The sequence below is a fragment of the Pseudomonas sp. PS02288 genome (genome assembly GCF_029959715.1).
Classification (GTDB): Bacteria; Pseudomonadota; Gammaproteobacteria; order Pseudomonadales; family Pseudomonadaceae; genus Pseudomonas_O; species Pseudomonas_O kuykendallii.
Genome location: NZ_JASCPA010000054.1, coordinates 1 through 24,297, shown reverse-complemented (window position 1 = coordinate 24,297; position 24,297 = coordinate 1). Strand labels below are relative to the sequence as shown.

The 24,297-nt window shown below is 66.7% G+C and carries 20 protein-coding genes; 10 read left to right on the top strand and 10 right to left on the bottom strand.

Annotated elements, in window-relative coordinates; translation table 11 throughout:
• The first annotated feature begins 1 nt into the window (after position 1).
• Both QMX85_RS18610 and QMX85_RS18605 read left to right on the top strand, forming a co-directional pair.
• Positions 2–889, top strand: coding sequence for an NAD(P)-dependent oxidoreductase (locus QMX85_RS18610; RefSeq protein ID WP_282343378.1), 888 nt, complete (start codon positions 2–4; stop codon positions 887–889).
• Positions 886–1,683 carry a TIM barrel protein gene (locus tag QMX85_RS18605; RefSeq protein ID WP_282343376.1) on the top strand — a complete coding sequence of 266 codons (798 nt, stop codon included), beginning with the start codon at positions 886–888 and terminating at the stop codon, positions 1,681–1,683. The genes QMX85_RS18610 and QMX85_RS18605 overlap by 4 nt, the downstream gene beginning before the upstream one ends.
• On the opposite strand, the gene QMX85_RS18600 is transcribed toward QMX85_RS18605, so the two are convergent.
• Positions 1,657–3,846 (bottom strand): bifunctional diguanylate cyclase/phosphodiesterase, encoded by a 2,190-nt coding sequence (locus QMX85_RS18600; protein WP_282343375.1) that lies wholly within the window; start codon positions 3,844–3,846, stop codon positions 1,657–1,659. The two genes, QMX85_RS18605 and QMX85_RS18600, sit on opposite strands and share 27 nt — an antisense overlap.
• 236 nt (positions 3,847–4,082) lie before the next feature.
• Here QMX85_RS18600 and QMX85_RS18595 point away from each other — a divergent pair, with 236 nt between their 5' ends.
• A complete protein-coding gene (locus QMX85_RS18595) occupies positions 4,083–5,414 on the top strand; it encodes an MFS transporter (protein WP_282343373.1) in 1,332 nt (443 codons plus the stop codon).
• A 59-nt stretch (positions 5,415–5,473) separates the two neighbouring features.
• On the opposite strand, the gene rapA is transcribed toward QMX85_RS18595, so the two are convergent.
• Complete coding sequence (gene rapA / locus QMX85_RS18590) at positions 5,474–8,317, bottom strand: RNA polymerase-associated protein RapA (protein WP_282343371.1); 2,844 nt, start codon at positions 8,315–8,317, stop codon at positions 5,474–5,476.
• A gap of 191 nt (positions 8,318–8,508) precedes the next feature.
• On the opposite strand from rapA, the gene QMX85_RS18585 reads away from it, so the two are divergent.
• From QMX85_RS18585 to ccoM, 7 genes are all read left to right on the top strand, one after another.
• Positions 8,509–8,808: an aspartate-semialdehyde dehydrogenase gene (locus QMX85_RS18585; protein ID WP_282343369.1), complete on the top strand. Its 300-nt coding sequence runs from the start codon at positions 8,509–8,511 to the stop codon at positions 8,806–8,808.
• A gap of 5 nt (positions 8,809–8,813) precedes the next feature.
• Complete coding sequence (locus QMX85_RS18580) at positions 8,814–9,419, top strand: alpha-ketoglutarate-dependent dioxygenase AlkB (protein WP_282343367.1); 606 nt, start codon at positions 8,814–8,816, stop codon at positions 9,417–9,419.
• A gap of 197 nt (positions 9,420–9,616) precedes the next feature.
• Entirely contained in the window at positions 9,617–10,126 is a 510-nt protein-coding gene (locus tag QMX85_RS18575) for a sigma-70 family RNA polymerase sigma factor (RefSeq protein WP_090228585.1), read from the top strand.
• A complete protein-coding gene (locus tag QMX85_RS18570) occupies positions 10,123–11,088 on the top strand; it encodes a FecR domain-containing protein (protein ID WP_282343363.1) in 966 nt (321 codons plus the stop codon). Before QMX85_RS18575 ends, QMX85_RS18570 begins: the two co-directional genes overlap by 4 nt.
• Before the next feature lie 66 nt (positions 11,089–11,154).
• Positions 11,155–13,575, top strand: coding sequence for a TonB-dependent receptor (locus QMX85_RS18565; protein WP_282343361.1), 2,421 nt, complete (start codon positions 11,155–11,157; stop codon positions 13,573–13,575).
• A 255-nt stretch (positions 13,576–13,830) separates the two neighbouring features.
• Positions 13,831–13,986, top strand: a complete 156-nt coding sequence (locus tag QMX85_RS18560) for a hypothetical protein (RefSeq protein ID WP_282343359.1) — start codon at positions 13,831–13,833, stop codon at positions 13,984–13,986.
• Between the two features lie 180 nt (positions 13,987–14,166).
• A complete protein-coding gene (gene ccoM, locus QMX85_RS18555; protein ID WP_275937449.1) occupies positions 14,167–14,283 on the top strand; it encodes a cytochrome c oxidase subunit CcoM in 117 nt (38 codons plus the stop codon).
• A gap of 261 nt (positions 14,284–14,544) precedes the next feature.
• Here ccoM and codA read toward each other — a convergent pair whose 3' ends face one another.
• Genes codA through codB form a run of 8 tightly spaced genes read right to left on the bottom strand, consistent with a single transcriptional unit; the run spans position 14,545 to position 24,039 of the window.
• On the bottom strand, positions 14,545–15,786 hold the full coding sequence (gene codA, locus QMX85_RS18550; protein ID WP_282343353.1) for a cytosine deaminase: 1,242 nt from the start codon (positions 15,784–15,786) through the stop codon (positions 14,545–14,547).
• Positions 15,783–17,024, bottom strand: a complete 1,242-nt coding sequence (locus QMX85_RS18545; protein WP_282343351.1) for a PucR family transcriptional regulator — start codon at positions 17,022–17,024, stop codon at positions 15,783–15,785. Before QMX85_RS18545 ends, codA begins: the two co-directional genes overlap by 4 nt.
• Complete coding sequence (locus tag QMX85_RS18540) at positions 17,024–17,953, bottom strand: ABC transporter permease (RefSeq protein ID WP_282343349.1); 930 nt, start codon at positions 17,951–17,953, stop codon at positions 17,024–17,026. Before QMX85_RS18540 ends, QMX85_RS18545 begins: the two co-directional genes overlap by 1 nt.
• Entirely contained in the window at positions 17,953–19,026 is a 1,074-nt protein-coding gene (locus tag QMX85_RS18535; protein ID WP_282343347.1) for an ABC transporter permease, read from the bottom strand. The genes QMX85_RS18540 and QMX85_RS18535 overlap by 1 nt, the downstream gene beginning before the upstream one ends.
• Before the next feature lie 12 nt (positions 19,027–19,038).
• Positions 19,039–20,559 carry an ABC transporter ATP-binding protein gene (locus QMX85_RS18530; protein ID WP_282343401.1) on the bottom strand — a complete coding sequence of 507 codons (1,521 nt, stop codon included), beginning with the start codon at positions 20,557–20,559 and terminating at the stop codon, positions 19,039–19,041.
• Between the two features lie 5 nt (positions 20,560–20,564).
• A complete protein-coding gene (locus QMX85_RS18525) occupies positions 20,565–21,677 on the bottom strand; it encodes a BMP family ABC transporter substrate-binding protein (RefSeq protein ID WP_282343345.1) in 1,113 nt (370 codons plus the stop codon).
• Positions 21,674–22,735, bottom strand: coding sequence for a 2-oxoglutarate and iron-dependent oxygenase domain-containing protein (locus QMX85_RS18520; protein WP_282343343.1), 1,062 nt, complete (start codon positions 22,733–22,735; stop codon positions 21,674–21,676). Before QMX85_RS18520 ends, QMX85_RS18525 begins: the two co-directional genes overlap by 4 nt.
• Positions 22,736–22,764: 29 nt before the next feature.
• The gene (gene codB / locus QMX85_RS18515) at positions 22,765–24,039 is read right to left on the bottom strand and encodes a cytosine permease (RefSeq protein ID WP_282343341.1); all 1,275 of its coding nucleotides are present in this window, start codon (positions 24,037–24,039) and stop codon (positions 22,765–22,767) included.
• Between the last annotated feature and the right edge of the window lie 258 nt (positions 24,040–24,297).

The window sequence follows — 24,297 nt, the reverse complement described above, 5'->3', positions numbered from 1 at the left end:
GATGAGCGCGTTGCCGAAGCTCGCCTTCGCCGGCACAGGCCTGATGGGCCAGCCCATGAGTCGCCGCCTGCTGGCGGCCGGCTATCTGCTGCGGGTATGGAACCGCAGCCCGGACAAGACCGAAGCCCTGGCCGCGGCCGGCGCGATTGTCGTCGACGGCCCCGCCGCGCTCTGTGCCGATGGCGATGTCGTGATGCTCTGCCTGAGCGATACCGCGGCGGTGCGCGACGTGGTGTTCGGCGCCGGCGGTATCGTCGAGGGCGCGCGGCCCGGCCAACTGCTGGTGGATTTTTCCAGCCTCGATCCGGCCGAGACCCGGCAGATGGCCGCCGAACTGGCCTCGCGCACCGGCATGCGCTGGGTCGATGCGCCGGTTTCCGGCGGCACCCTGGGCGCCGAGGCCGGCAGCCTGACGATCATGGCCGGCGGCGAGGCGGCGGACATCGAGCGGCTGCGGCCGATCCTGGCGCACCTCGGCCAGCGCCTGACCCATATGGGCGACGTCGGCGCCGGGCAGGTGACCAAGGTCTGCAACCAGATGATCGTCGCCTGCAACGCCCTGGTGATCGCCGAAGTGGTGGCCCTGGCCGAGCGCTCGGGCGTCGATGCCGCGCTGCTGGCGCCCGCACTGGCCGGCGGTTTCGCCGACTCGAAACCGCTGCAGATTCTCGCCCCGCAGATGGCCGAGCGGCGCTTCGAGCCGATCCGCTGGCACGTGCGCACCCTGCTCAAGGACCTCGATGCGGCGGTGAAACTGTCCCGGGAGCAGGGCTCGGCGACGCCCATGAGCGGCCTCGGCGCGCAATTGATGCGCCTGCACGGCGGCCACGGTTACCTGGGGCGCGATCTGGCCACCCTGATCGAGCACTACCGGGAGTTGGAGGCATGAAAATCGCCGCGAACCTGTCCCTGCTGTTCACCGAATTGCCGCTGCTGGAGCGCATCGAGGCCGCCGCCGCGGCGGGTTTCGACGGCGTCGAGGTGCAGTTTCCCTACGAGGTGTCGGCCCAGGATTTCAAGGGTGCCCTCGACGCTGTCGGCCTGCCGCTGCTGCTGTTCAACCTGCCGGCCGGCGACCTGATGCAGGGCGGCCCGGGGCTGGCCGCCCTGCCGCAGCGCCAGGCCGGGTTCGACGAGGCCCTGCGGCTGGCGCTGGACTACGCTCGGGTGCTGCGCCCGCGCTGGGTGAACGTGCTGGCCGGGCGCCTGGCCGAGGGCGTTCCCCGCGAGGTGGCGTTGCAGATGCTGACAGCGAACCTGCGCCGCACCGCCGAGGCGTTCGCCGAACTGGGCATCGGTGTGCTCGCCGAGGCGATCAACCCGCTGGACATGCCCGGCTTCCTGATCAACACCCCGGAGCACCTGCAGGCGCTGCTCGAGGCGGTGGCGCACGAGAATTTCCGCGCGCAGTTCGATCTCTATCACATGGCGCGCCAGGGTCTCGACCCGGCCGCCGGGATAGAGGCGCTCGGCGAGCGTATCGGCCATGTGCAGTTCGCCGATTGCCCCGGCCGCCACGAGCCTGGCAGCGGCACGCTGGATTTCGCTTCGGCGTTGCAGGCGCTGCGTCGCAGCGGCTACCGCGGCTGGCTGGCGGCGGAATACCGGCCGGGCGGGGCAACCGTGGATTCGCTCGGCTGGCTGCCGCGCTGGCGCTCAGACCAGGCTGATCTGCCCGGATAACGGCAGCGGCAACTCCGGCCGTTCGGCGAGGAAACTCTCCAGTTGCGCCATCGGCAGCGGCCGGCAGAACAGAAAACCCTGCATGAAATCGCAGCCCTGGTCGCGCAGGAAGCTCACCTGCTCCTGCGTCTCGACGCCCTCGGCGACCACCTGCAGGCGCAATGCGTGGGCCATCGCCAGGATCGCCTGGATGATCTGCCGGTCCTCTTCGGTCGCCGCCAGGTCCTGGATGAACGAGCGGTCGATCTTCACCGTGTTGATCGGCAGGCGCTTGAGGTAGGCGAGCGACGAATAGCCGGTGCCGAAGTCGTCGATCGCCAGGGACACGCCGAGCTGGCGGATCTCCTGGAGCAGCGAGATCGCCCGGTTGATGTTGCTCATCAGCGCGTTTTCGGTCACCTCCAGTTCCAGCATCTGCGGCTGCAACCCGGACTGGCGCAAGGCCTGGTCGACCTCGTCGGGGAGCTGTTCCTGGGCGAGGTTCAGCGCCGAGCAGTTCACCGTGACGATCAGCGGCGGATGACCGCGCGCCTGCAACCTGGCGACGTCGTGGCAGGCGCGGCGCAGCACCCAGCCATCCAGTTCGGTGATGAAACCGTTGGCCTCGGCGATGCCGATGAAGCGGTCCGGCGAGAGCATGCCGTGCTGCGGATGCTGCCAGCGCACCAGGGCTTCGAGCTTGGTGGTGCGGCCGCTGCGCAGGTCGACGATCGGCTGGTAGAACAGCTGCAGCCCCTCGTCGCGCGCCAGCGCCTTGCGCAGGTCCTCCTCCAGTTCCAGCTCGAACGACGCCTTGCTGCGCAGCCGTTCGCTGAAGAAGGTGAAGTGGTTGCGCCCGCTGCCCTTGGATTGGTAGAGCGCCATGTCCGCGTGCTTGAGCAGCTCGTCGCAGGCCTCGCCGTCCTGCGGGAACAGGCTGATGCCGATGCTGGTGGTCATCACCATGCTGCGCCCGGCGAGGGCGATCGGCTCCTTCATGGTCTGCATCACCCGCTGCGCCAGCAGGCGCGCGTCGTCCTGCTGCTCGAGGCTGGCGAGGATGCAGAACTCGTCGCCGCCGAAGCGGGCGATGGCGTCGCCCTCGCGCACCGCGCTGCGGATGCGCTGGGCGATCACCTGCAGCAGCTCGTCGCCGGCGTCGTGCCCGAGGCTGTCGTTGATCCGCTTGAAGTGGTCGATGTCGAGAAACATCACCGCCATGTCGCGGCGTTGTTCGGAGTGCTCTTCGAGCTTCTCGGCGAACAGCGCATTGAAGCCGCGACGGTTGAGCAGGTTGGTCAGCGCATCGTGGTGCGCCGCCTTCTTCAGCGACGCCTGGGCCTGGTCGAGCTTGCGCAGCAGCGCGTTGACCCGGCGCAGGTCGCGCTCCTTGCTTTGCAGCTTGCGATTGGTCCAGGCCGCGCCGAGGCTGATGACGATGATCATCAGTGTGACCAAGCCGATGCTGAGGCCGAGCTGCAGGGTGTCGTTGGCGGGCTGCAACTGGAGCGGCGTGCCTTCCGGCACCGCCAGCGTCATCGCGTGCATCCCGGTGAAGTGCATGGAAAGGATCGCCAGCGCCACCAGCGCACTCGCACCGAGCTTGAGCAGGCGCTGGCGTGACGTGGTGCGTCGGCGGAAGTGCATGGCCAGCAGCAGGATGACCAGGCTGGCGGCGACGGCCAGTATCAGCGAAAGGACGAAGAGGTGCCGGTCGTAATGCTGGCTGGCCGGGGAGACGATCGACAGCATGCCGCTGTAGTGCATGGCGGAGATGCCCAGGCCGATGCAGACCGCCGACACCACGTAACGCCGCAGCGGCAATGCCGGTTTGTTCAGGGTGAACATCGTCAGCGCCGCGGTGATCAGCGCGATGATCAGCGAAGCGAGCGTCGCCGGCAGCGTGTAGTGGATCGGAATCGGCGCGCGGAACGCCAGCATGCAGAGAAAATGCAGCGACCAGATGCCGCCGGCCATGCACAGCGCGCCCAGTACGCCCCAGGTCAGGCGGCCGCGGCGCCGCCGCGCATGCACCATGCGTTCGGTGATGCCCAGGGTGGTGAATCCCGCCGCCGTGGCGACGACGAAGGCGAGCATCACCAGCCAGCCATTGTGCATGCAGTGCAGCGCGACCATTCCCTCCCTGGGCAGGTTGAACAGGGCTGCTAGACCGGGCGATTCCATGTTGATCGGGACTCCAGGCGGGGACGCTTGCCGTTAGAGCGTGTGGCGGTTTCTTTGTTCAAATAAACGACGCCAGAGAATCGTCGTTATATCGCAGCAACTGCAAGGCTGTCGCATTTGCTGACATAACACCCGCGAATGGTCGCAGACACCCGGGGCCTGCCGTCTTAGATTGCAGTCAGGCGCCTGGGCCGCGGTATGACCAGGGAAGTTATAACAACAAGAGAGACCGACCCATGCAGCCCTCCACGCAAGCGGCGAATGCCTGGCGCATCCTGTTCCTGCTGTTCCTCGCCAACCTGTTCAACTTCTTCGATCGCACCATCCCGGCGATCATCATCGAGCCGATCCGCCACGAGTGGGGCCTCAGCGACCTCCAGCTGGGCCTGATCGGCACCGCCTTCACCCTCGTCTATGCCATCGCCGGCGTGCCGCTGGGGCGCATGGCCGACACCGGCGCGAGGCGCAAGATCATGGGCTGGGGCCTGGCGGTCTGGAGCGGTCTTACCGCGATCAACGGCCTGGCCTGGAATTTCTGGAGCTTCCTGCTGATCCGCATGGGCATCGGGATCGGCGAGGCCAGCTACGCGCCGGCCGCCAACTCGCTGATCGGCGACCTGTTCCCCGCGCACAGGCGCGCCCGCGCCATGGGCATCTTCATGCTCGGCCTGCCGCTGGGCCTGCTGCTGGCGTTCTTCACCATCGGTGCGATGGTCGAGGCGTTCGACAGCTGGCGCGCGCCGTTCTTCATCGCCGCCGTGCCCGGCCTGCTGCTGGCGGCGTTCATGTTCCTGATCAAGGAGCCGGCCCGCGGCGCGGCGGAGACGGTCAAGGTGGATGCCGCGCCGGTGGAGAAACCGCTGCGCAAGGTGCTGGTGATCCGTACCTTCTGGTGGCTGACGCTGGCCGGCCTGGCGTTCAACTTCGCCACCTACGCCTGCAACTCGTTCATGGTGCCGATGCTGATGCGCTACTTCCTGCTGCCGTTGCAGCAGGCGGCAGTGGCGACCGGGGTGATCGTCGGCGTGACCGGCCTGGTCGGCCTGACGCTGGGTGGCTGGGTGGCCGACCGGTTCCACCAGAAATCCGAGCGCGGGCGGCTGATGTTCGCTGCGGCGAGTATGCTGGTGGCGGCAGTGGCGACCGGTTTCGCACTGTTCTCCGGGCGTATAGAGATCGGCCTGTTCATCACCGTCTACAGCATCGGCTGGCTGTTCTCCTACAACTTCTACACCTGCGTCTATACGGCGATCCAGGATGTCATCGAGCCGCGCCTGCGCGCCACCGCGATGGCGCTGTTCTTCGCCGGCCTGTACCTGCTCGGCGGCGGCCTCGGCCCATTGGTCGTCGGCGTCCTCTCCGACTACTTCGCCCAGGCCGCGATGCACGCCGCCGGCGCCAGCCAGATGAGCGAGGCGTTCAAGGCGGTCGGTCTGCACAACGCCATGTACCTGATCCCCTCGGCGCTGTTCGTCACCATGCTCTGCCTGCTCCAGGCGATGCGCAGCTTCGCCCGCGACTCGCGTGCGATGCAGGCCGGGCTGGTGGCCGCCGCCCCGGCGGCCTGATCGGCTCAACAAAAAAGGCCCGCATCTGCGGGCCTTTTTCGTTTCCGGGGGGCGGCGCCTCAGCCGGCAACCAGCACGCGGATCGCCTCCAGGCGCAGCGCGGCCTTGTCGAGGCAGGCCAGGCCTTCCTCGCGCTGGTGGCGCAGCGCATCGATCTCGCTGTCGCGCACGCTCGGGTTGACCGCCTGCAGCGCCACCATGCGCGCCAGCTCCTCGTCCAGCTCGGCCATCAGGCGGTGCTTGGCCTGTTCGACGCGTTCGACGTGGCGCGGGCTGACCTTCGCCTCGGCGGCGTTGATCTGCGGGCCGAGCACGTCGCGCTGGGCCTGGATGAACTTGTTGGCGCTGGCCCGCGGCACGCTTTCGAGCTGATCGTTGAGGGTCTCGAAGGCGACCTTGGAGGCCAGGTCATTGCCATTGCCGTCGAGCAGGCAGCGCAGCGCCACCGGCGGCAGGAAGCGCCCGAGCTGCAGCGCACGGGGCGCCACCACTTCGCTGACGAACAGCAGTTCGAGCAGCACGGTGCCGGGTTTCAGCGCCTTGTTCTTGATCAGCGCCACCGCGGTGTTGCCCATCGAGCCGGCCAGCACCAGGTCCATGCCGCCCTGCACCATGGGGTGTTCCCAGGTGAGGAACTGCATGTCCTCGCGGGCCAGCGCCTGGTTGCGGTCGTAGGTCACGGTGACCGCCTCGTCGTCGCCGAGTGGGAAGCTGGCGTCCAGCATTTTCTCGCTGGGACGCAGCACGAGGGCGTTCTCGGAGTGGTCCTCGCTGTCGATGCCGAAGGCGTCGAACAGCTCTTCCATGTAGATCGGCAGGGTGTACTGGTCGTCCTGCTCCTCGATCGCCTCGACCAGCGCCACACCTTCGCCGGCACCGCCGGAGTTCAGCTCCAGCAGGCGGTCGCGGCCTGAATGCAGTTCGCCTTCCAGGCGCTCGCGCTCGGCGCGTGCGTCATCCACCAGCGCCTGCCACTCCCCATCGTCGCCGCCTTCGAGCAGCGGCAGCAGGCGCGGGCCGAACTGGTGCTGCAGGGCGTTGCCGGTGGGGCAGGTGGCGAGGAAGGCGTTCAGCGCCTGGTGGTACCACTGGAACAGGCGCTCCTGGGCGCTGTTTTCCAGGTAGGGAACGTGCAGCTGGATGACGTGCTTCTGGCCGATCCGGTCGAGGCGGCCGATGCGCTGTTCGAGCAGGTCCGGGTGCGCCGGCAGGTCGAACAGCACCAGGTGATGGCTGAACTGGAAGTTGCGGCCCTCGCTGCCGATTTCCGAGCAGATCAGCACCTGCGCGCCGAATTCCTCGTCGGCGAAATAGGCGGCGGCGCGGTCGCGTTCGAGGATGTTCATGCCTTCGTGGAACACCGTGGCCGGAATGCCGGAGCGCACGCGCAGGGCGTCCTCCAGGTCGAGCGCGGTCTCGGCGTGGGCGCAGATCACCAGCACCTTGAATTTCTTCAGCATCTTCAGGGTGTCGATCAGCCACTCGATGCGCGGGTCGAAGCGCCACCAGCGCTCTTCGCCGGCATCCGGCTGCGCCTGGTAGCTGAGTTCGGGATACAGCTCGGCCTGTTCGCCCAGCGGCAGCTCCATGTACAGGTCCGGATTGGGCAGCGGATACGGATGCAGCTGGCGCTCGGGGAAGCCCTGGACCGCGGCGCGGGTGTTGCGGAACAGCACGCGGCCGGTGCCGTGGCGGTCGAGCAGCTCGCGGACCAGGCGGCCGCTGGCGTCGATGTCGCCGTCGCTGATAGCGGCGATCAGCGCTTCGCCCTCGGCGCCGAGGAAACCGCCGATGGTGGCTTGCGCGGCCGGCGAAAGACGGCCGTTCTCCAGCAGCTCCTGCACCGCCTCGGCGATCAGCCGGTAGTTGGCGCTCTCGGCGCGGAACGCTTCCAGGTCGTGGAAACGGTTCGGGTCGAGCAGGCGCAGGCGTGCGAAATGGCTGTCCTGGCCAAGCTGCTCCGGTGTCGCGGTGAGCAGCAGCACGCCGGGAATCACTTCCGCCAGTTGTTCGACCAGCGCGTACTCGGGGCTGGCCTTCTCCGGATGCCAGACCAGGTGGTGCGCCTCGTCGACCACCATCAGGTCCCATCCGGCGGCGAACGCGGCGTCCTGAGCCTTCTCGCTTCGCACCAGCCATTCCAGCGAAACCAGGGCGAGCTGGGTGTCCTCGAACGGGTTGCTGGCATCGCTCTCGGCGAAGCGCTCGCCGTCGAACAGCGCCACCTGCAAGTTGAAGCGCCGGCGCATTTCCACCAGCCACTGATGCTGGAGGTTTTCCGGCACCAGGATCAGCACGCGGTTGGCGCGCCCGGTAAGCAGCTGGCGATGGATCACCAGGCCGGCCTCGATGGTCTTGCCCAGACCCACTTCGTCGGCCAGCAGGACGCGCGGAGCGATGCGGTCGGCGACTTCGCGGGCTATGTGCAACTGGTGAGCGATCGGTTGCGCACGTGCGCCGCCCAGGCCCCACAGCGAGGATTGCAGCACGCGGCTCTGGTGTTCGAGGGTGTGGTAACGCAGGGCGAACCAGTTCAGCGGGTCGATCTGCCCGGCGAACAGGCGGTCGCTGGCCAGGCGGAACTGGATGAAGTTGGACAGCTGGGTTTCCGGCAGCGTCTGCGTCTGGTTCTGCTCGTCGAGCCCGTGATAGACCAGCAGGCCATCGACGGTCTCGACTTCGCGCACGGTCAGCTTCCAGCCTTCGAAGTGGGTGATTTCGTCGCCGGGGGCGAAGCGCACGCGCGTGAGCGGCGCGCTGCGCAGGGCATACTGGCGAGTGTCGCCGGTGGCCGGGTAGACCACGGTGAGCAGGCGACCGTCCTGGGAGATGACCGTGCCGAGTCCCAGCTCTGCTTCGCTGTCGCTGATCCAGCGTTGCCCCGGTTGATACTGCTGCGCCATGCCGCTCTCCGTCTGAGAAATCGCTTCGAAAAAGCCGGTTATCTTAACGGAAGGACCGGCGCAGGGCGACGGCACTTGCCGATTCAGGCACAGTCGAAGGTGCTGCAAACGCGTTGCAACGACGAAAGGACAGCCGCCTGGCTAAAGGTAGCCGGCCGCGCGCCGACAGACATCGCAAGGAGGGATTGAAGATGCTATCGCCGATAACCCCAACCATGTTGCCGGTCGCCACCCAGCCGGACCCGGTGGTGCAACGTCCCGTGGTTCCCGCCGTCGCACCGGTGCAGCAGACCTCCGCCGGGGATGCGGTGGCGCTGGACAGGCGCCACCCGCAGGAAGCCGAGGAGCTGCTGCGCGAGGAGCAGCGCCGGCGTCAGCGCCGCCGTGCCTACAGCGCCGCCGAGCTGGCGGAGGGCAACGTCGACGAAGCCGATGCCGAGGCGGTGGAAGCCCTGCCGCGCCAGGGGCTGTGGGTGGATGTCGAGGTCTGAGCGACGTGGACCTGTTCGCCGACATCCCGCTGCAACTGGCCGACGCCGATCTGCGTTACCTGCCGGACTGGTTGGACGCCGAAACCGCCGATGCCTGGCTGCAGGCGCTGATGCGCGATACGCCCTGGGAACAACCGATCGTGCAGGTGCATGGCCGGCGCCTGCCGGTTCCGCGTCTGGTCGCCTGGTATGCCGATCCCGGCGTTCACCTCAGCTATTCCGGGCTGACCCATCGCGCGTCGAGCTGGACACCGTTGCTCTCGCAGATCCGCCGGCGCGTCGAAGACGCCGCGGGGCAGGCGTTCAATGGCGTGCTGATCAACCACTACCGCGATGGCCAGGATTCCATGGGCTGGCACGCCGATGACGAGAGCTACCTGGGGCGCGATCCCGTGATCGCCGCGCTGAACCTGGGTGGCGCGCGACGCTTCGACCTGCGCCGCAAGGGGCAGAGCCGCATCGAACATTCGCTGACGCTCGGTCACGGCTCGCTGCTGGTCATGGGCGGGCCGATGCAGCACCACTGGCAGCACCAGGTGGCGAAGACACGCAAGGCCTGCGCGCCCCGCCTCAATCTCACCTTCCGTTACTTGCAAACCCAGCATCGTTAGCCTGGATGCGCAGTACGGCGCAGACGTTTTCTGCGGAGCCGGCATGAGCGGGAGCGACCCGCGAGCCCATTCGATGGGTTTCGCCGGGCGGGGCGGTTCGCAATGGGTGGCGGCACCTTTCGAAAAGCGCTTGGTTTTCGTCCGATTCAGTAATTAGAATCAGTCTCATTTGATATCCGTCGCCCGGGTTCCTTGAGATGACTGAAGCAGTGACGTCGACGGAGCGGTCCCTTGATGCCTTGTACCGCGACCACCATGGCTGGCTGGAAAGCTGGCTGCGCCGGCGAATGGGCAACGCGTGGGATGCGGCGGACCTCAGCCAGGATACCTTTCTGCGGGTGCTCTCCAGCTCCCAGAAAATCGCCGATATGCGCGAGCCCAGGGCTTATCTGCTTACCGTGGGCAAGCGCCTGTTGAGCAACTTCTACGCTCGACGCAGCCTGGAACACGCCTATCTCGAAGCCCTCGCGCAAATGCCGGAAGACAGCGTGCCGTCTCCGGAACAACGCTGGCTGCTGCTGGAAACGTTGCACGCGCTCGATGAGCTGCTCGATGGGCTGCAGGCCCAGGTGCGCCGCGCCTTTCTATTGAGTCAGCTGGACGGCCTTGGCTACCGCGATATTGCCGAACGCCTGGAGGTTTCGGAGCGTACCGTCAAACGCTACATGGCTCAGGCCTACGAGCATTGTCTGCTGGTGGACTGGTGACGCGCCGGGTGCCCTCGAACGAGGATCGCGAGGCAATACGCCAGGCGGCGCAGTGGTTGGCGCTGCTGGAGTCGGCGGGCACCCGCGAGGATGACCACCCCGAGTTGCAGCGCTGGCGCGACAGTTCCCGTACCCACGAGCGCGCCTGGCAGAAGGCTCGCCAGCTGCGCGAGCGCTTCTGCGGCCTGCCGTCGGGGCTGGCGATGTCCACTCTGGACCGACCGGAGCAGGGGCGTCGCGCGCTGCTCAAGCGAGCCTTGGGCATTGCCGCGGTGGTTCCTGCAGCCTGGTTGCTGAGCCGGCAATTGCCGCTGGATGTATGGCGCGCCGACCTCCACACCTCCACGGGCGAGCGCCGTAAGCTACCGCTGGCCGCAGGTAGCCTGCTGCAACTCAACACGGACAGTGCCGTGAATCTGGACCAGGGCAGCGGCGTCGTGACGCTGCTGCGTGGCGAAATTGCGCTGAGCGTGCCGGGCAACGCGGCACTGGCCATCGAGGCGCCGTATGGGCGCATCCTCGTGGGGCGGAGCGCGGTCTGTGTACGGCTCAACTCCAATGATTGCCAGGTGTCGGTGCTCCGCGGCACGGTCCAGTTGCAGCCGTTGCGGGGCGTGTCGATGGATTTGCATGCCGGTCAGCAGGTCCGACTGGCGTTGAACGGGGCAGGGCCGGTTGGCGTCTTCGACGTTTCCGCGCCCGGTTGGCGCGAGGGCGTACTGACGGCGCAGGACCAGGCCCTGGGTGACTTTCTGCGTGAACTGAGCCGTTATCGCGCCGGCCTGTTGCGCTGGGAGCCCGAGCTCGAAAACCTGCGCGTCACCGGCACGTTCCGTCTCGACGACACCGACCAGATCCTCTCGTTGCTGGCGGCCAGCCTGCCGGTCGAGGTGCAGATGCGTAGCCGTTACTGGGTCACGCTGCGGTCTCGCAAAGCCTTCACGCAGAAGAACAGTGCGTAAAGCCCGTCCCTTTTTTTCAGCTCACCGGTCATTCCCGGTAAGTGAATAAAATACGAGAGACTTGCCATGTCCGCTGCACCGCCTTTTCGTACGAGCCCGCTGTCGCATCTCGCCTTGTTGCTGGCCCTGAGTTCCCTCCCGCCATTCATCCCGAGCAGTTGGGCAGATACGCCGCCGCCGCGTAGTTATGAGGTCCCTTCCGGTAGCCTGGGTCCCGCGCTGACGCATTTTGCCGGGCAGGCTGGCGTCAGCCTGTCGGTCGATACGGCGCTGGTCAGTGGACTCACCACGGCCGGCCTTTCCGGGCCGTATGGCGTCGAGGAGGGCTTCGCCCACTTGCTGCTGGGCTCCGGCCTGCGGTTGGTGCCCGTCGGCGAGCAGGCCTACACCCTCGCGCCGGTCGCGGAAGGCGCTGCGCTGCAACTGGCGCCTGCTTCGGTCATCGCTGCCAGTGGCTCGGCGGACGGCCAGGCCTATGCCGGCGGCCAGGTCGCCCGGCTCGGCTCGCAGGGTTTGCTGGGTTCGCGCGACTTCATGGATACGCCGTTCAGCATGACCACCTACACCTCGGAAGCGGTGAAGAATCAGCAGGCACGTACCCTGGCCGATCTGACCGCCAGCGATCCGGCGGTACGTTCCACCAATCCGGCGGGCGGTCGTTTTGAACAATTCACCATCCGTGGTTTCAGCCTGTTCAACAGCGATGTGTCCTACGGCGGCCTCTACGGCATCCTGCCGACGTACTCCATCGACATGGAGATGGCCGACCGGATCGATATCCTTCGCGGCCCGACCCAACTGATCAACGGCATATCGCCGCGCGGTAGCGTCGGCGGCGGCATCAACATCGTGCCTAAGCGCGCCACCGACAAGCCCATCACCGAATTCACCGCCAGCTATGTCTCCGATAGCCAGGTGGGCGGCGCGCTGGACGCAGGCCGCCGCTTCGGCGAGGACAACCGCTTCGGCATCCGCTTCAACGGCGTCAGGCAATCCGGCGATACCGAATGGCATCACCAGAAGGTCGACCGCGAGATGGCCGTGCTCGGCCTGGACTTCCGCGACGAGCGCCTGCGCCTGTCGATGGACGTAGGCCATATCGAGCGCGACACCGATGCGCCCCAGGAGCGGGTGCTGGTAGGCGCCGATGCGCCCGTGCCCAGCGCGGATGATGTTCGCCACAACTATGCCCAGGCCTGGACCAAAGCCCAGACCCGCGACACCTTCGGTGCTATACGGGGTGAGTACGATGTCGACGACTCGCTGATGGTTTACGGCGCAGTCGGGGCACGTAAGAGCAACCACGACTTCCTGCGCCACAACGTATCGATCACCAATGCCGCGGGCGACTTCACCATCCAGCCCCGCGACTTCACCCGCGACGAAGACGTACGCACGGTCAACGCCGGTGTGCGCAAATGGTTCCGGACCGGCACAGTGAGCCATGAGGTGAATCTGGCTGCCGACTATTTTTCGATGGACTTCCAGAACGGTGGTGGGCGTTATGCCAACCGCCCGGGCAATCTCTACAACCCGGTCACCACGCCCGAACCGACCGTGCGGACCCGGACTGACGCGAAGATCTACACCGAGAACCGCTTCAGCGGCGTCGCCTTGTCCGACACCCTGGGCTTTTTCGAGGATCGGATGCTCCTGACTCTCGGCGCGCGTTGGCAGCGGGTGAAGGTCGACGACTGGGAGAATGGCATCAAGGGCGAAACGTCCTACGACGAGGAGAAACTCTCGCCGTCGGTTGGCGTGCTGTTCAAGGCTACCGATCAGCTGTCGCTTTACGCCAACTACATGGAAGGCCTGAGCCAGGGCAAGATCGCTCCCTCGACCGCCAGCAACGAAGACGACATATTCCCCCCATTCATCAGCCGCCAGCTTGAGGCCGGTGCCAAATACGACATGGGTAAATTCGCCATTACCGCTGCAGCATTTCGCATCAAGCAGCCTGCCTATGAGACTGGTGATGCGCCCGCTCCAGGTGTAAAGGGTACCTTCGGCCCGAGTGGCAAGCGGGTGAACGAAGGTATCGAGTTGAGCCTGTTCGGCGAGCCCATCGATGGCGTCCGCCTGCTCGGCGGTGTGATGTATATCGACAGCAACCTGGAAGATACCAACAACGGCGGCGCCAACGATGGTAACCGCGCCCCGGCTACGCCCAGGTACAACGCCAACCTCGGTGCCGAGTGGGACGTGCCAGCGCTGCAGGGGCTAACCCTCACCGCCCGTGGCATCTACAGCAGTTCGCAGTATCTGGATCAGGCCAACACCAAGGAAATCGACGCCTGGACGCGCTATGACATCGGCGCCCGCTACGCCTTCAAGGTGAATGGAAAGACCATTACCCTGCGCAGCACTGTCGAAAACCTGCTGAACGAGCGGGACTGGATCTCGGCCGGTGCTTCGGACGATAGCGAGCCAGGTTTGACGCTCGCCACACCGCGTACCTACATCCTTTCGGCCACGATCGGCTTCTAGATCCGTCAAGTGCCCGGGCGCTGCCCGGCACTTCACCGGCAATCGCATTCACTCCATGTCTGTGCGTATACCGTTCCCTGTATATGGGGCGGGATGGAGATCATCTTGAATGGTTCCGCCCGACTTTCCTGGCTGCGTAGCGCCACCCAGCCCTCAAGACTGGATTGAGCGGTCAATTGCAGACAGCTCGATAAAAATGCTGGAAAATTGCACCGAAATGGCGTCGGCGGCACAGGCACTACGGGGAAGGTCAACATGAACGACGACAAGCTGATCGACTTCGCCGCGGAGCGTGACAAGCGCATCCATGACCTGCGCGACAAGCGCCTGGATGAAATGCGTCAGGCCTTCGAGCAGGCGATGCCCCTGGCGAAAAAGAAAAAGCCGAAGAACAAGCCGAAAAAACGCTAGAGCCCCCGCAATCCGCGGCCATCGGTCGCCCATCAATCCGCCAATGCTTGACTCAGGTCATTCCCCCAGGAAGCCGTCGGATTGGCTTTCCCCGCACTTGATTCAAATCAATTTTGCCCGCGTCGAGGATGACTATCTTGGACCCATCCAAGCATAACGCCCCATCGCAGGAGGCCATCCATGTTTCTAGATGAAGTGGTAATTGCAGGTCTGCTTATCGTCGGACTCTGTGTCGTTTTCTGCACCAGTTTCGGACTTTTCATCTGGAAGGACTCGAAGAAGCAAAAAGCAAACTGATCCTTCTTTAAAGAGCACGCAAGGCACTTGGGGCGACTTCGGTCGCCCGTTTTTTTGCCTGCAGAAAAGTGGCTTGGGCATCGCCGTTGTCGATTTTGTGAGCGCCGAGCTTGTCATCCTTACCGCCTTCGGCCTTACGTCTTCCGCCGTTTTCCGTCCGGCCCGATCGATTGGCTGGACGTGCATTTCCCCCAAGCATTTCTGCCTCGTCAGCGAACCTACCCCGTGATCGGTCGCTGAGTCGTGCCTCCCCGTGTTCCGTCAGCCCTCCATGCGCTCGATTTTCGCCGGGGTGCGTTGCATCAGCACCTTGCCGTGACGGATCGAGACCAGCGCGTGGCCCTGGCTGCGGAGCATTTCATAGTCGCTGGGCGCGGAAAGAATCAACAGATTGGCCGGGCGACCGGCTTCCAGGCCGTAGCGCTCGCCCAGGTTCAGGGTGCGCGCACTGTTGTCAGTGATCAGGTCGAGGCCGCGCTGCAGGTCGTCGTAACCGAGCATGTGGCAGATGTGCAGGCCGGCTTCGAGGATGCGCATGATGTTGCCATTGCCCAGGGGATACCACGGGTCGACGATGGAATCCTGGGCGAAGCAGACGTTCATCCCGGCGCGGTCGATTTCCGCTACCCGCGTCAGACCGCGGCGCTTCGGATAGGTGTCGAAGCGGCCTTGCAGGTGAATGCTCTCGGTCGGGCAGGAGATGAAGTTGATCCCGGACATCTTCAGCAGGCGGAACAGCTTGGAGCAGTAGGCGTTATCGTAGGAACCCATCGCCGTGGTATGGCTGGCGGTGACGCGTTCGCCCATGCCGCGCACGCGGGCTTCCTCGGCCAGCACTTCGAGGAAGCGCGAATGCGGGTCATCGGTTTCGTCGCAGTGCACGTCCACCAGGCAGTCGTTGCGCTCGGCCAGATCCATGAGGAACTTGATCGAGCTTACACCCTGGTCGCGGGTGTTCTCGAAGTGCGGGATGCCGCCGACCACGTCCGCGCCGATCACCAGCGACTCCTCCATCAGCGTGCGACCGCTGGCGTAGGACTCGATGCCTTCCTGCGGGAAGGCGACGATCTGCAGGTCGATCAGGTGACGGGTTTCCTCGCGCACCTCGACCATCGCCTTGAGCGCGGCGAGGGTCGGGTCGGTGACGTCGACGTGGGTGCGCACGTGCTGGATGCCGTGGTCGACGAGCATGTCGATGGTCTTCTTCGCCCGCGCCTTGCTGTCCTCGTGGGTCACCAGCGCCTTGCGCTCTGCCCAGCGCTCGATGCCCTCGAACAGCGTGCCGCTCATGTTCCAGGCCGGCTCGCCGGCGGTGAGGGTGGCGTCCAGGTGGATGTGCGGCTCGATGAAGGGCGCCGTGACCAGGTTGCCGGCGGCGTCGAGGTCGCCGGGGTTGGCGACGCTGCTGCCGACCTGGGCCTGGATCGCGGCGATGCGTTCGCCGCTCAGCTCGATGCGGTACAGGCCGTCTTTTCCGCGCAGGCGGGCGTTGACGATATTCATGCAGGACTCCGTGGATTTCGGGGAGACGATAGCCGCCAGATCATCAGGGCGACGGCGGTGTTCAGGCGCTGGTGCGGGTCGTCGAACGAGCGACCGGTGAGCGCTTCGATACGCTGCATCCGGTAGCTCAGGGTGTTGCGGTGCACGGCCAGGCGCTGCGCGGCCAGGGCCAGGTTGCCGTTCTCGTGGAACCAGGCCTCCAGCGTCGGCATCAGCACCGGTTCATGGCGCGAGTCGTCGCCGATCAGCGCGCCAAGGGTGGTGTCGACGAAGCGGTCGAGCAGCTTGCGGTCGCGAATCGCGCCGAGCAGTTCGAGCACGCCGAGTTCGTTGAAGCAGCATAACCCCAGACGCTCCGGGAAGGATTGCGCGGCGACCAGCGCCTGGCGCGCCTCGCCGAGGGCGAGGGCGTAGCCGGACGGGCCATGACCGCCGGCGCTGAGGCCAAGGAACAGTCGCAGCGGCGCCAGGGTTTGATTGAGTTCGTCGAGCAGGCCTGCCATCAGTTGCCGGTTGAGCTGCTCGCGCGGGGCGTCGGCGGCGGGCAGCAGGGCGATCCAGTGCTCACCCTGGCAGACCAGGGCGAGCGGCTCGCCGAGGTCGTTCAGGGCCTGTTCCAGGCGTCGCTGCAGGCGCTGGCGGCTGGCCTGAAGGCTGCGCTCGGCGTCCTGCAGGTCGTCCCCGGCGAACAGCCGCTCGCTGTTTTCCAGCTTGAACAGAGCCACCTGGCGCGGCACGGCCAGCGGCAGCTGCAGGGTCTGGGCGCGCTGGGTGAGCACGTCGAGGGACTGGTAATCGCCTTCCAGCAACTGCTCCAGGACGTGCTGGCGGGAGCGCCCGAGCAGTTGTTCCTGGACCAGCGCGGTGCCGATGGCCTGGGTCACCACCACCATCTTCAACTGGTAGGGCTGCTCAAGCAGCGGCACGCCGAGGCGTTCGGCTTCGGCGATCACCGCCTCGGGAATCTGCTGGATGAATTCCTCGCCGGTGAGGATGACCATTCCGGCGACCACCCGCTGCTGCGCTTCGCGCACCAGTTGCAGCAGGTTGGCCTCGTCGCGCGGGTGGTTGATGCCGGTGACGAAGATCAGCTCGCCGCCCATCACCCAGTCGGCGATGCCTTCGTTCTCCGCCACGTAGGGCCAGCGCACCGGATTGTCGAGGCCTGCCGCGCCGGCGCGCAGGTGCATGCTTTCCAGCCCGGGGAGGGCGAGGGCGTCGGCGACGGTCAGGCTCATCAGCGACGGTCCTGCCGGATGTAGGACTGCCCGAGCGCCGCCGGTTCGGCGTTGCGCCGCGCCCGCGAGCAACTGGCGGCCACCAGCACGACGATGGTCAGCGCGTAGGGCAGCATGCCCATCAGGTACACCGGTGCGTCGAAGCCGCTGGCCTGCAGGCGTGGCAGCAGCGCCTCCACCGCGCCGAAGAGAAAGGCACCGAGGATCGCCCGCAGCGGGTCCCAGCGGGCGAAGATGACCAGCGCCAGGGCGATCCAGCCGCGCCCGGCGACCATGTTCTCGACCCAGACGTTGCTCGCCACCGCGGACAGGTAGGCGCCGCCGAGGCCGCCGAGGGCGCCGCAGCAGGTCACCGCGAACAACTGGTGCAGCTGCACGTTGACCCCGGCGACATCGGCGGTCGCCGGGTCCTCGCCGACCGCGCGCAGGCGCAGGCCGAAGTGGCTGCGGGCGATCAGCCACCAGCAGCCGAGGGTGAGCAGGATGGCCAGGTAGGCCAGCGGGTCCTGGGCGAACAGCAGCTGGCCGAGCAGCGGCACCTGCGCGAGGCTGCCCAGGTCGACGTTGGCCACGCCTTCGAAGGTGCGATGCACATAGTCGCGGCCGAGCAGCCCGGCGGCGCCGAGGCCGATGGCCATGGTCGCCAGGCCGGCGAGGATCTGCTCGGCGCGCAGCAGCACCACGGCGATGCCGAAGCCCAGCGCGAGCAGGGCGCCGGCGGCCACCCCGGCGGCGATGCCGAGAACCAGGCTGCCGCTCTCCAGGGTCACCGCGGCGGCGGCCATCGCGCCCATCGCCAGGTAACCCTCGACGCCGAGGCTGACCACGCCGGCGCGTTCGGAAAGGATCAGGCCGACGCTGGCCAGCAGCAACGGGATGGCGGCGGTCGGTACGCTGCCGAGCCAACTGCCGAGGAAGGCGATGTCCATCAGCGCGGCTCCTTCTTCATGTCGATGCGGTAGTGGGCGAAGAACTGCGCGACCAGCAGGCTCATCAGGATCAGCCCCTGCAGCAGCACGACGACGGCGTCGGACAGGCCGTAGAACACCTTCAGCGTGCTGCCGGCGTTGTACAGCCCGGCGAGGGCGAAGGCGGTGGGCAGAATCCACAGCGGTTTGAAGCGCGCGACGAAGGCGATGACGATGCCGCTGAAGGTCATGTTCCAGCCGATGTTCTGCGTCAGGCGGTACTCGCTGCCGGTGATGATCAGGCCGCCGGCGAGGCCGGACAGCGCGCCGGAGAGCAGCACCATGATCGCCAGCGTGAGGCCCACCGGAATGCCGGCGGCGCGCGCCACCTGCGGGTTGGCGCCGATGGCGGCGGCGTGGAAGCCGAGCCGGCTGCGTTCGCTGAGCATCGCCACCAGCAGGGTCACGGCGAGGGCGATGAAGAGGCCGCTGTGCAGGTTGCCGAAGCCGAGCAGCGCCAGACGCTCGTCGCCGCCGATCTGCATCGACATCGGGAAGCTGTTGGCCGGATCGCGCCAGGCACCGAACAGCAGGTGCTGCAATAACAGGTAGGCGATGTTCGAGAGCAGCAGGGTGACCACCAGTTCGCTGACCTGCAGGCGCAGGCGCAACACCAGCGGCAGGGCGATCCAGGCGGCGCCGAACAGGGCGGAGGCGAGCAGCATCAGCGGCAACCGCAGTGCCTCGGGGCCGACGCCGTAGAGGGAAACGGCCGTGGCGCCGATGGCACCGAGCCAGAGCTGGCCTTCGATGCCGATGTTCCAGAATTTCACCCGCATGGCGACCGCCGAGGACAGCCCGACGAGAATCAGGGGCACCGTCAGGGTCAGCGTCTGCGCCAGCCCCTGCGGGCTGATGAAGACCTGCACGAAGAGGTCGTCGAGCAGCGACTCGGTCGGTACGCCGGCCCAGACCAGCAGCGCCAGGCCGAGCAGGATGCCGCCGGTCAGGCCGCCGACGAAGGTGCCGACGCCACGACGGCCGGACAGCGTCAGGCGGCGTTGCAGGGCGAAGGTGTAAGGCAGCGCGATCATCGTTTCATCCTCTCAGGCATGCCCGAGCATCAGCCGGCCGACCTCTTCGGCGCTCGACCCGCCCGGGCACTCGCCGGTGATGCGGCCGGCGCTCATCACCGCGATACGGTCGGAGAGCGCGAGGATTTCCTCCAGGTCTTCGCTGATCAGCAGGCAGGCGGCGCCACTGGCGGCCACCTCGCGGATCGCCTGGTGGACCACCGCGCAGGCCTTGACGTCGAGGCCGCGGGTTGGCGAGTGGGCGACCAGCAGGCGCACGCCGCTGTCCAGTTCGCGGGCCAGCAGTACCTTTTGCGCGTTGCCGCCGGAGAGCAGGCTGGTGCGCAGCTCCGGGGTCGCACCGGCGATGGCCTGGCGGGTGATGGCGGCCAGGGCGTCGGCGCGCATGCGTGCGCGGTTCAGCCAGCCGCGTCGGTAATGGCCGCCGCGCACGCGGGTCAGCGCCAGGTTGTCGGCCACCGAGAGTTCGCCGATCAGGCCGCTGGCCATGCGGTCGGAGGGAATGATGCGCAGGCCGAGGTCGCGGCGACGGGCGATGGACGCGTGGGTCACCTCGGCGCCGTCCAGGGACAGGTTGCCGGCCTCGATCGGCAGGCTGCCGAGCAGGGCGTCGGCGAGTTGCTGCTGGCCGTTGCCGCCGACGCCGGCGACGCCAAGGACCTCGCCGGCGCGCACGCGCAGGCTGACGCCGTCGATGCCGACGCCGCCGTCGGCGCGGCTGACGCACAGCTGGTGGGCGATCAGCAGGTCGGCGCCGTTGCTGATCAGCGTGGACGGCGCGCGCTCCGGGCCGGCCTTCTGCTCGCCGACCATCAGCCGGGCGATTTCTTCCATGGAAAGGCTGGTGGTCGGCAGGTTGGCAGCCACCGTGCGACCCTGGCGCATCACCGTCAGGCGGTGGCTGTGGCCGATCACTTCGCGCAGCTTGTGGGTGATCAGCACGATGCTCAGGCCGGTGTCGGCCATGCGCCGGATCGCCGAAAGCATGTCGCCGGCCTCGCGGTCGGTGAGCACCGCGGTGGGTTCGTCGAGGATCAGGATGCGCGCGCCGAGGGCCAGCACCTTGCAGATCTCGGCGCGCTGGCGCTCGGCCACCGAGAGGTCGGCCACCTGCGCCTGCGGGTCGATGCGCAGGCCGATCTGCTCGGCGGTTCGCAGCAGCGCGGCGCTGGCTTCGGCGGCGCTGCGCAGGCCCTTGCGCCCGCCAGCGGCGAGCAGCAGGTTCTCCACCACGCTGAAGCGCTCCACCAGGCGGAAATGCTGGTGCACCATGCCGATGCCCGCCGCGCTGGCGTCCGCCGGGCGACGGATCGCCAGGCGTTCGCCCTGCAGGCGGATCTCGCCATCGTCGGCGAGGTAGACCCCGGTGAGGATGTTCATCAGGGTCGACTTGCCGGCGCCGTTCTCGCCCAGCAGCGCATGCACTTCGCCGCGCTCCAGGTGCAGGCCGACGCCTTCGAGCACCCGGCGCTCGCCGAAGCGCTTGCTCAGCCCGCGCAGCTCCAGGAACACCGGGGCCGAGGCCGCCGGCATGGCTGTCACTTGACGCTCCCGACAGTGCCCTTGACCAGGTAATCCATGTTCCAGATCGCCGCGTCGTCCAGCGTCGCGCCGGCCGCCACCGCTTGCTCGCCGTTCTGCTTGAACAGCGGGCCGCTGAACGGCGAGAAGCTGCCGGCGATGATCTGCGCGCGCACTGCCTCGATCTTCGCGCGGGCCTCGGCGGGAACCTTGTCGCTCAGCGGGGTGATGTCCACCACGCCTTCGGCGAGGCCGGGGAAGGCGCCGTATTCGTTCGGCTCCCAGCTGCCGTCGACGATCTTGCGGATGGTTGGCACCAGGTACTTGTCCCAGTGGAAGACCACCGAGGTCAGGTGGCCCTTGGGTGCCATCTTGCTCATGTCCAGTTGGAAGCCTACCGAGGCCTTGCCGGCCTTTTCCGCGGCGGTGAAGGGGCCGGCCGAGGACAGGTTGTTGGCGATCACGTCGGCGTTCTGCTCGAGGATCGACTTGGCCGCCTGGCTTTCCTTGGCCGGGTCCCACCAGGAGTTGGTGTAGAGGGCGATGGTCTTGATCGTCGGGTCGACCGACTGCCCGCCGAGGGCGAAACCGTTGATGTCCCAGTTCACCGGCGCCACCGGGAAGCCGCCGAGCATGCCCAGGGTCTTGTTCGGGCTGACCGAGGCGGCGGCGATGCCCGCCAGATACCAGGCCTGGTAGGTGCGCGGGTAGAAGCTTTCCAGGTTGGCGGCGTTGGTGGTGCCGGAGGCGGCGAGGAAGGCCACCTGCGGGTACTTCCTGGCCGCTTCCAGCACGCCGTCGGAGTAGCCGAAGGAGGTGGTGACGATGATGTTGAAGCCGCGCTGCACGTAGAGGTCGATGGCGTTCTTCAGCGCGGTGGATTCCTCGGGAATGCTCTCCGCCACGGCGATCGGGTAGCCGAGTTCGCTGGCCACCTGCTGGCGGCCGTTATCGATGGATTCGTTCCAGCCGCCGTCCTTGACGGTGGCGGCGTAGATGAAGGCGATCTTCGGCTTGCCGGCCAGCTTGAAGGCTTCCGCCGCCTGCGCGGGTGCCAGGGCGAGCAGGGCGGTGGAGGCCAGCAGGCCGATACAGGCGAGGTGCAGGGACGCGTGACGGCGAGTTTTCATGGGGTGTTCCCTTCAGGAGTTTGGCTTTCGTCTTTCTGGCGGTGGAAGTAGGTGTGGTCGAAGCGCGAGCGGATGTAGTCGCCGGCGGTGATCGGCGGGTACTGCGGCGGCCAGTCCGCGTTCTGGCAGCTCGGCAGCACCTCGATCAGGCTCTGCGAGTCGGGGCCGAAGAAGAAGGGGATCGAGTAGCGCTGGCGCCCCGAGGAGTTGATCGCGCGATGCAGCGTCGAGGCGAAGTAGCCGTTGGTCCAACGCGCCATCAGGTCGCCGACGTTGACGATGAAACAGCCGGGAATCGGCAGCGCCTGGATCCACTCGCCGGCGCTGTTGAGCACCTGCAGAGCCGGCACTTCGTCGGTGCGCAGGATGGTGAAGCACTCGTAGTCGGAGTGCGCGCCGATGCCGATCTGCGCGTCGTCGATGGCGCCGCTCTGGCTCGGGTAGGAGAGCACGCGCATGTGCGCCATCGGCTTGTTCAGGTAGCCCTCGAAGAAATCCTCTTCGAGCTCCAGGGCCAGGGCGAAGGCGGCGAAGATGCGCCGGCCGAAATCCAGCATGGCTGCGTGATAGGCGAGCAGCGCGGGTTTGAACCCGGGCAGTTGCTCGGGCCACTGGTTGGGGCCATAGCCGAACACGCCGGCCTGCACGTCGGGGTCGTCGGCGGGCACTTCCAGGGCCAGGTCGAACCCCTCGTGCATGTCGCCCTGGCCTTCCTCGTTGGTGTTCTCGCCGAGCATCGGCGTGTAGCCGCGCATGTTCGGCGAGCGGTCGATGTCCACCGCCTTCTTCACCTCCAGCGGCAGGTCGAAGAAGCGGTGGGCAGCGCTGAAGGTGGCGTCGATCACCTCGTCCGGCACGCCGTGCCCGCGGGCGTAGAAGAAGCCGACCTCGGTGCACGCCCTGCGCACGTCCTCGCCGACCCGTTGCCGGGCTTCAGGGTCGTCGCCGTACATGGCGGAGAAGTCGATCACGGGGATTTGGGAGAAGGGCAACTGGCGCGCTTCAAGGCCCGAGGCGCTGAAGCTGCGGGGTCCGTTGCCGGTTCTTACGGTTTGCATGGTGACGTCCCCGAAGTGAATGGCGTAGTTCAGGCGCGGCTGGTGCCGGCGCTGCGGGTGGCCAGCTGGCGCAACTGGAACAGCACGACATACGCCAGCGCGCCGACCAGGATGCCGACGATGGGCGCCACCCAGGGCGAGACGTAGGCGCAGAAGGCACCGATGAAGTAGGCGGCGAGGCCGACGGCGTTGAACTTCGGCAGGCGGACGTCCGCCAGGCGCGGGTAGCGCTGCTTATGCCCGTAGAAGTAGTCGGCCATGATCACACCGCCGATGGGCGGGATGATCGAGCCGAGCAGGATCAGGAACGGGATCAGCATCTCGTACATGCCGCCTATCGCCAGCAGGGTGCCGATGCCGGCGCCGACCACGGTGATCAGCTTGCGTCGCTCGCTGCGCAGCAGGTTGCAGCCGGCGGCGGCGAAGTTGTAGATGGTGTTGTCCTGGGTGGTCCACAGGTTGAGGAAGAGCATCACCACCGCGACGATCGACAGGCCCTGCAGGACCAGCACTTCGACCACGTCGGGTTGCTGGTAGACGATGGCGCCGTAGGCGCCGGTAACGATCATCAGGCCGTTGCCGAAGAAGAACCCGACCATGCTGGAGAGCATCGCCACCCGGCCGTTGCGGGCGAAGCGCGTCCAGTTGGTGGCCTGGGTTGCCCCGCTGACGAAGGTGCCGAAGATCATGGTGATCGCCAGGTTCATGCTCATGCTTTGCTGCGGCTCGATGGCCAGCAGCGCACCGAGGCCGCCGACCTTGTCGGTGGCCAGCCACAGCGACCAGACCAGGAACAGGCACATGGCCGGCACCGCAACGCGCGAGAGCAGATCCAGGCCCCTGTAGCCGACGAAGGCGGTGATGCAGAAGCCGAAGCCGAACAGCACCATCAGCGGGATGGTCCAGCCTTCCGGCAGGTCGAGGATCTTCACCAGCGCCAGGGCCATGGTCGCGGTGCCCCAGGCGTACCAGCCGACCTGGGTGAAACCGAGCAGCATGTCGGACAGCTTGCTGCCCACCTCGCCGAAGCAGAAGCGCCCCATCAGCACCGAGTTCAGCCCGCTGCGGCAGGCGATCAGGCTGAGCACGGCGGCGTAGGCGCCCAGCAGCAGGTTGCCGATGATCGCCGCCCAGATCAGCGTCTTGAAGTCGAAGGCCATGCCGATCTTGCCACCGGCGAACATGGTGGCGGTGAAGAAGGTGAAACCGAACAGCATGATCGAGGTGGAAAACAGGCCCTTGCGCGCTCCGGCCGGGACCTCGCTGAGGGGGTAATCGTTGCCGCTGTCCGGTGCCTGAGCCATGTCCGTGTCCTCCTGCCGTGATTGGGGTGTGGCCTCGGCGATTGCGAAGGCTGTGCCAGTTCCGGGCGGGGAGGCGAAAAAGCGGGGTGTTGTTCAGGGTGACGGTTCGGGCTGTGCGGTTTGCACAAAGAAACGGCGTTTTATTCCCTTATCCGGTACGAATGCTTGTGCGATATGGCCATGTCGTGGGCCGGGCTGGTGCGTGCGAAAGCCGCCTTGCACCAGTTGGGGCCGACCGCCTCGCGCGGTGCGCGAGGC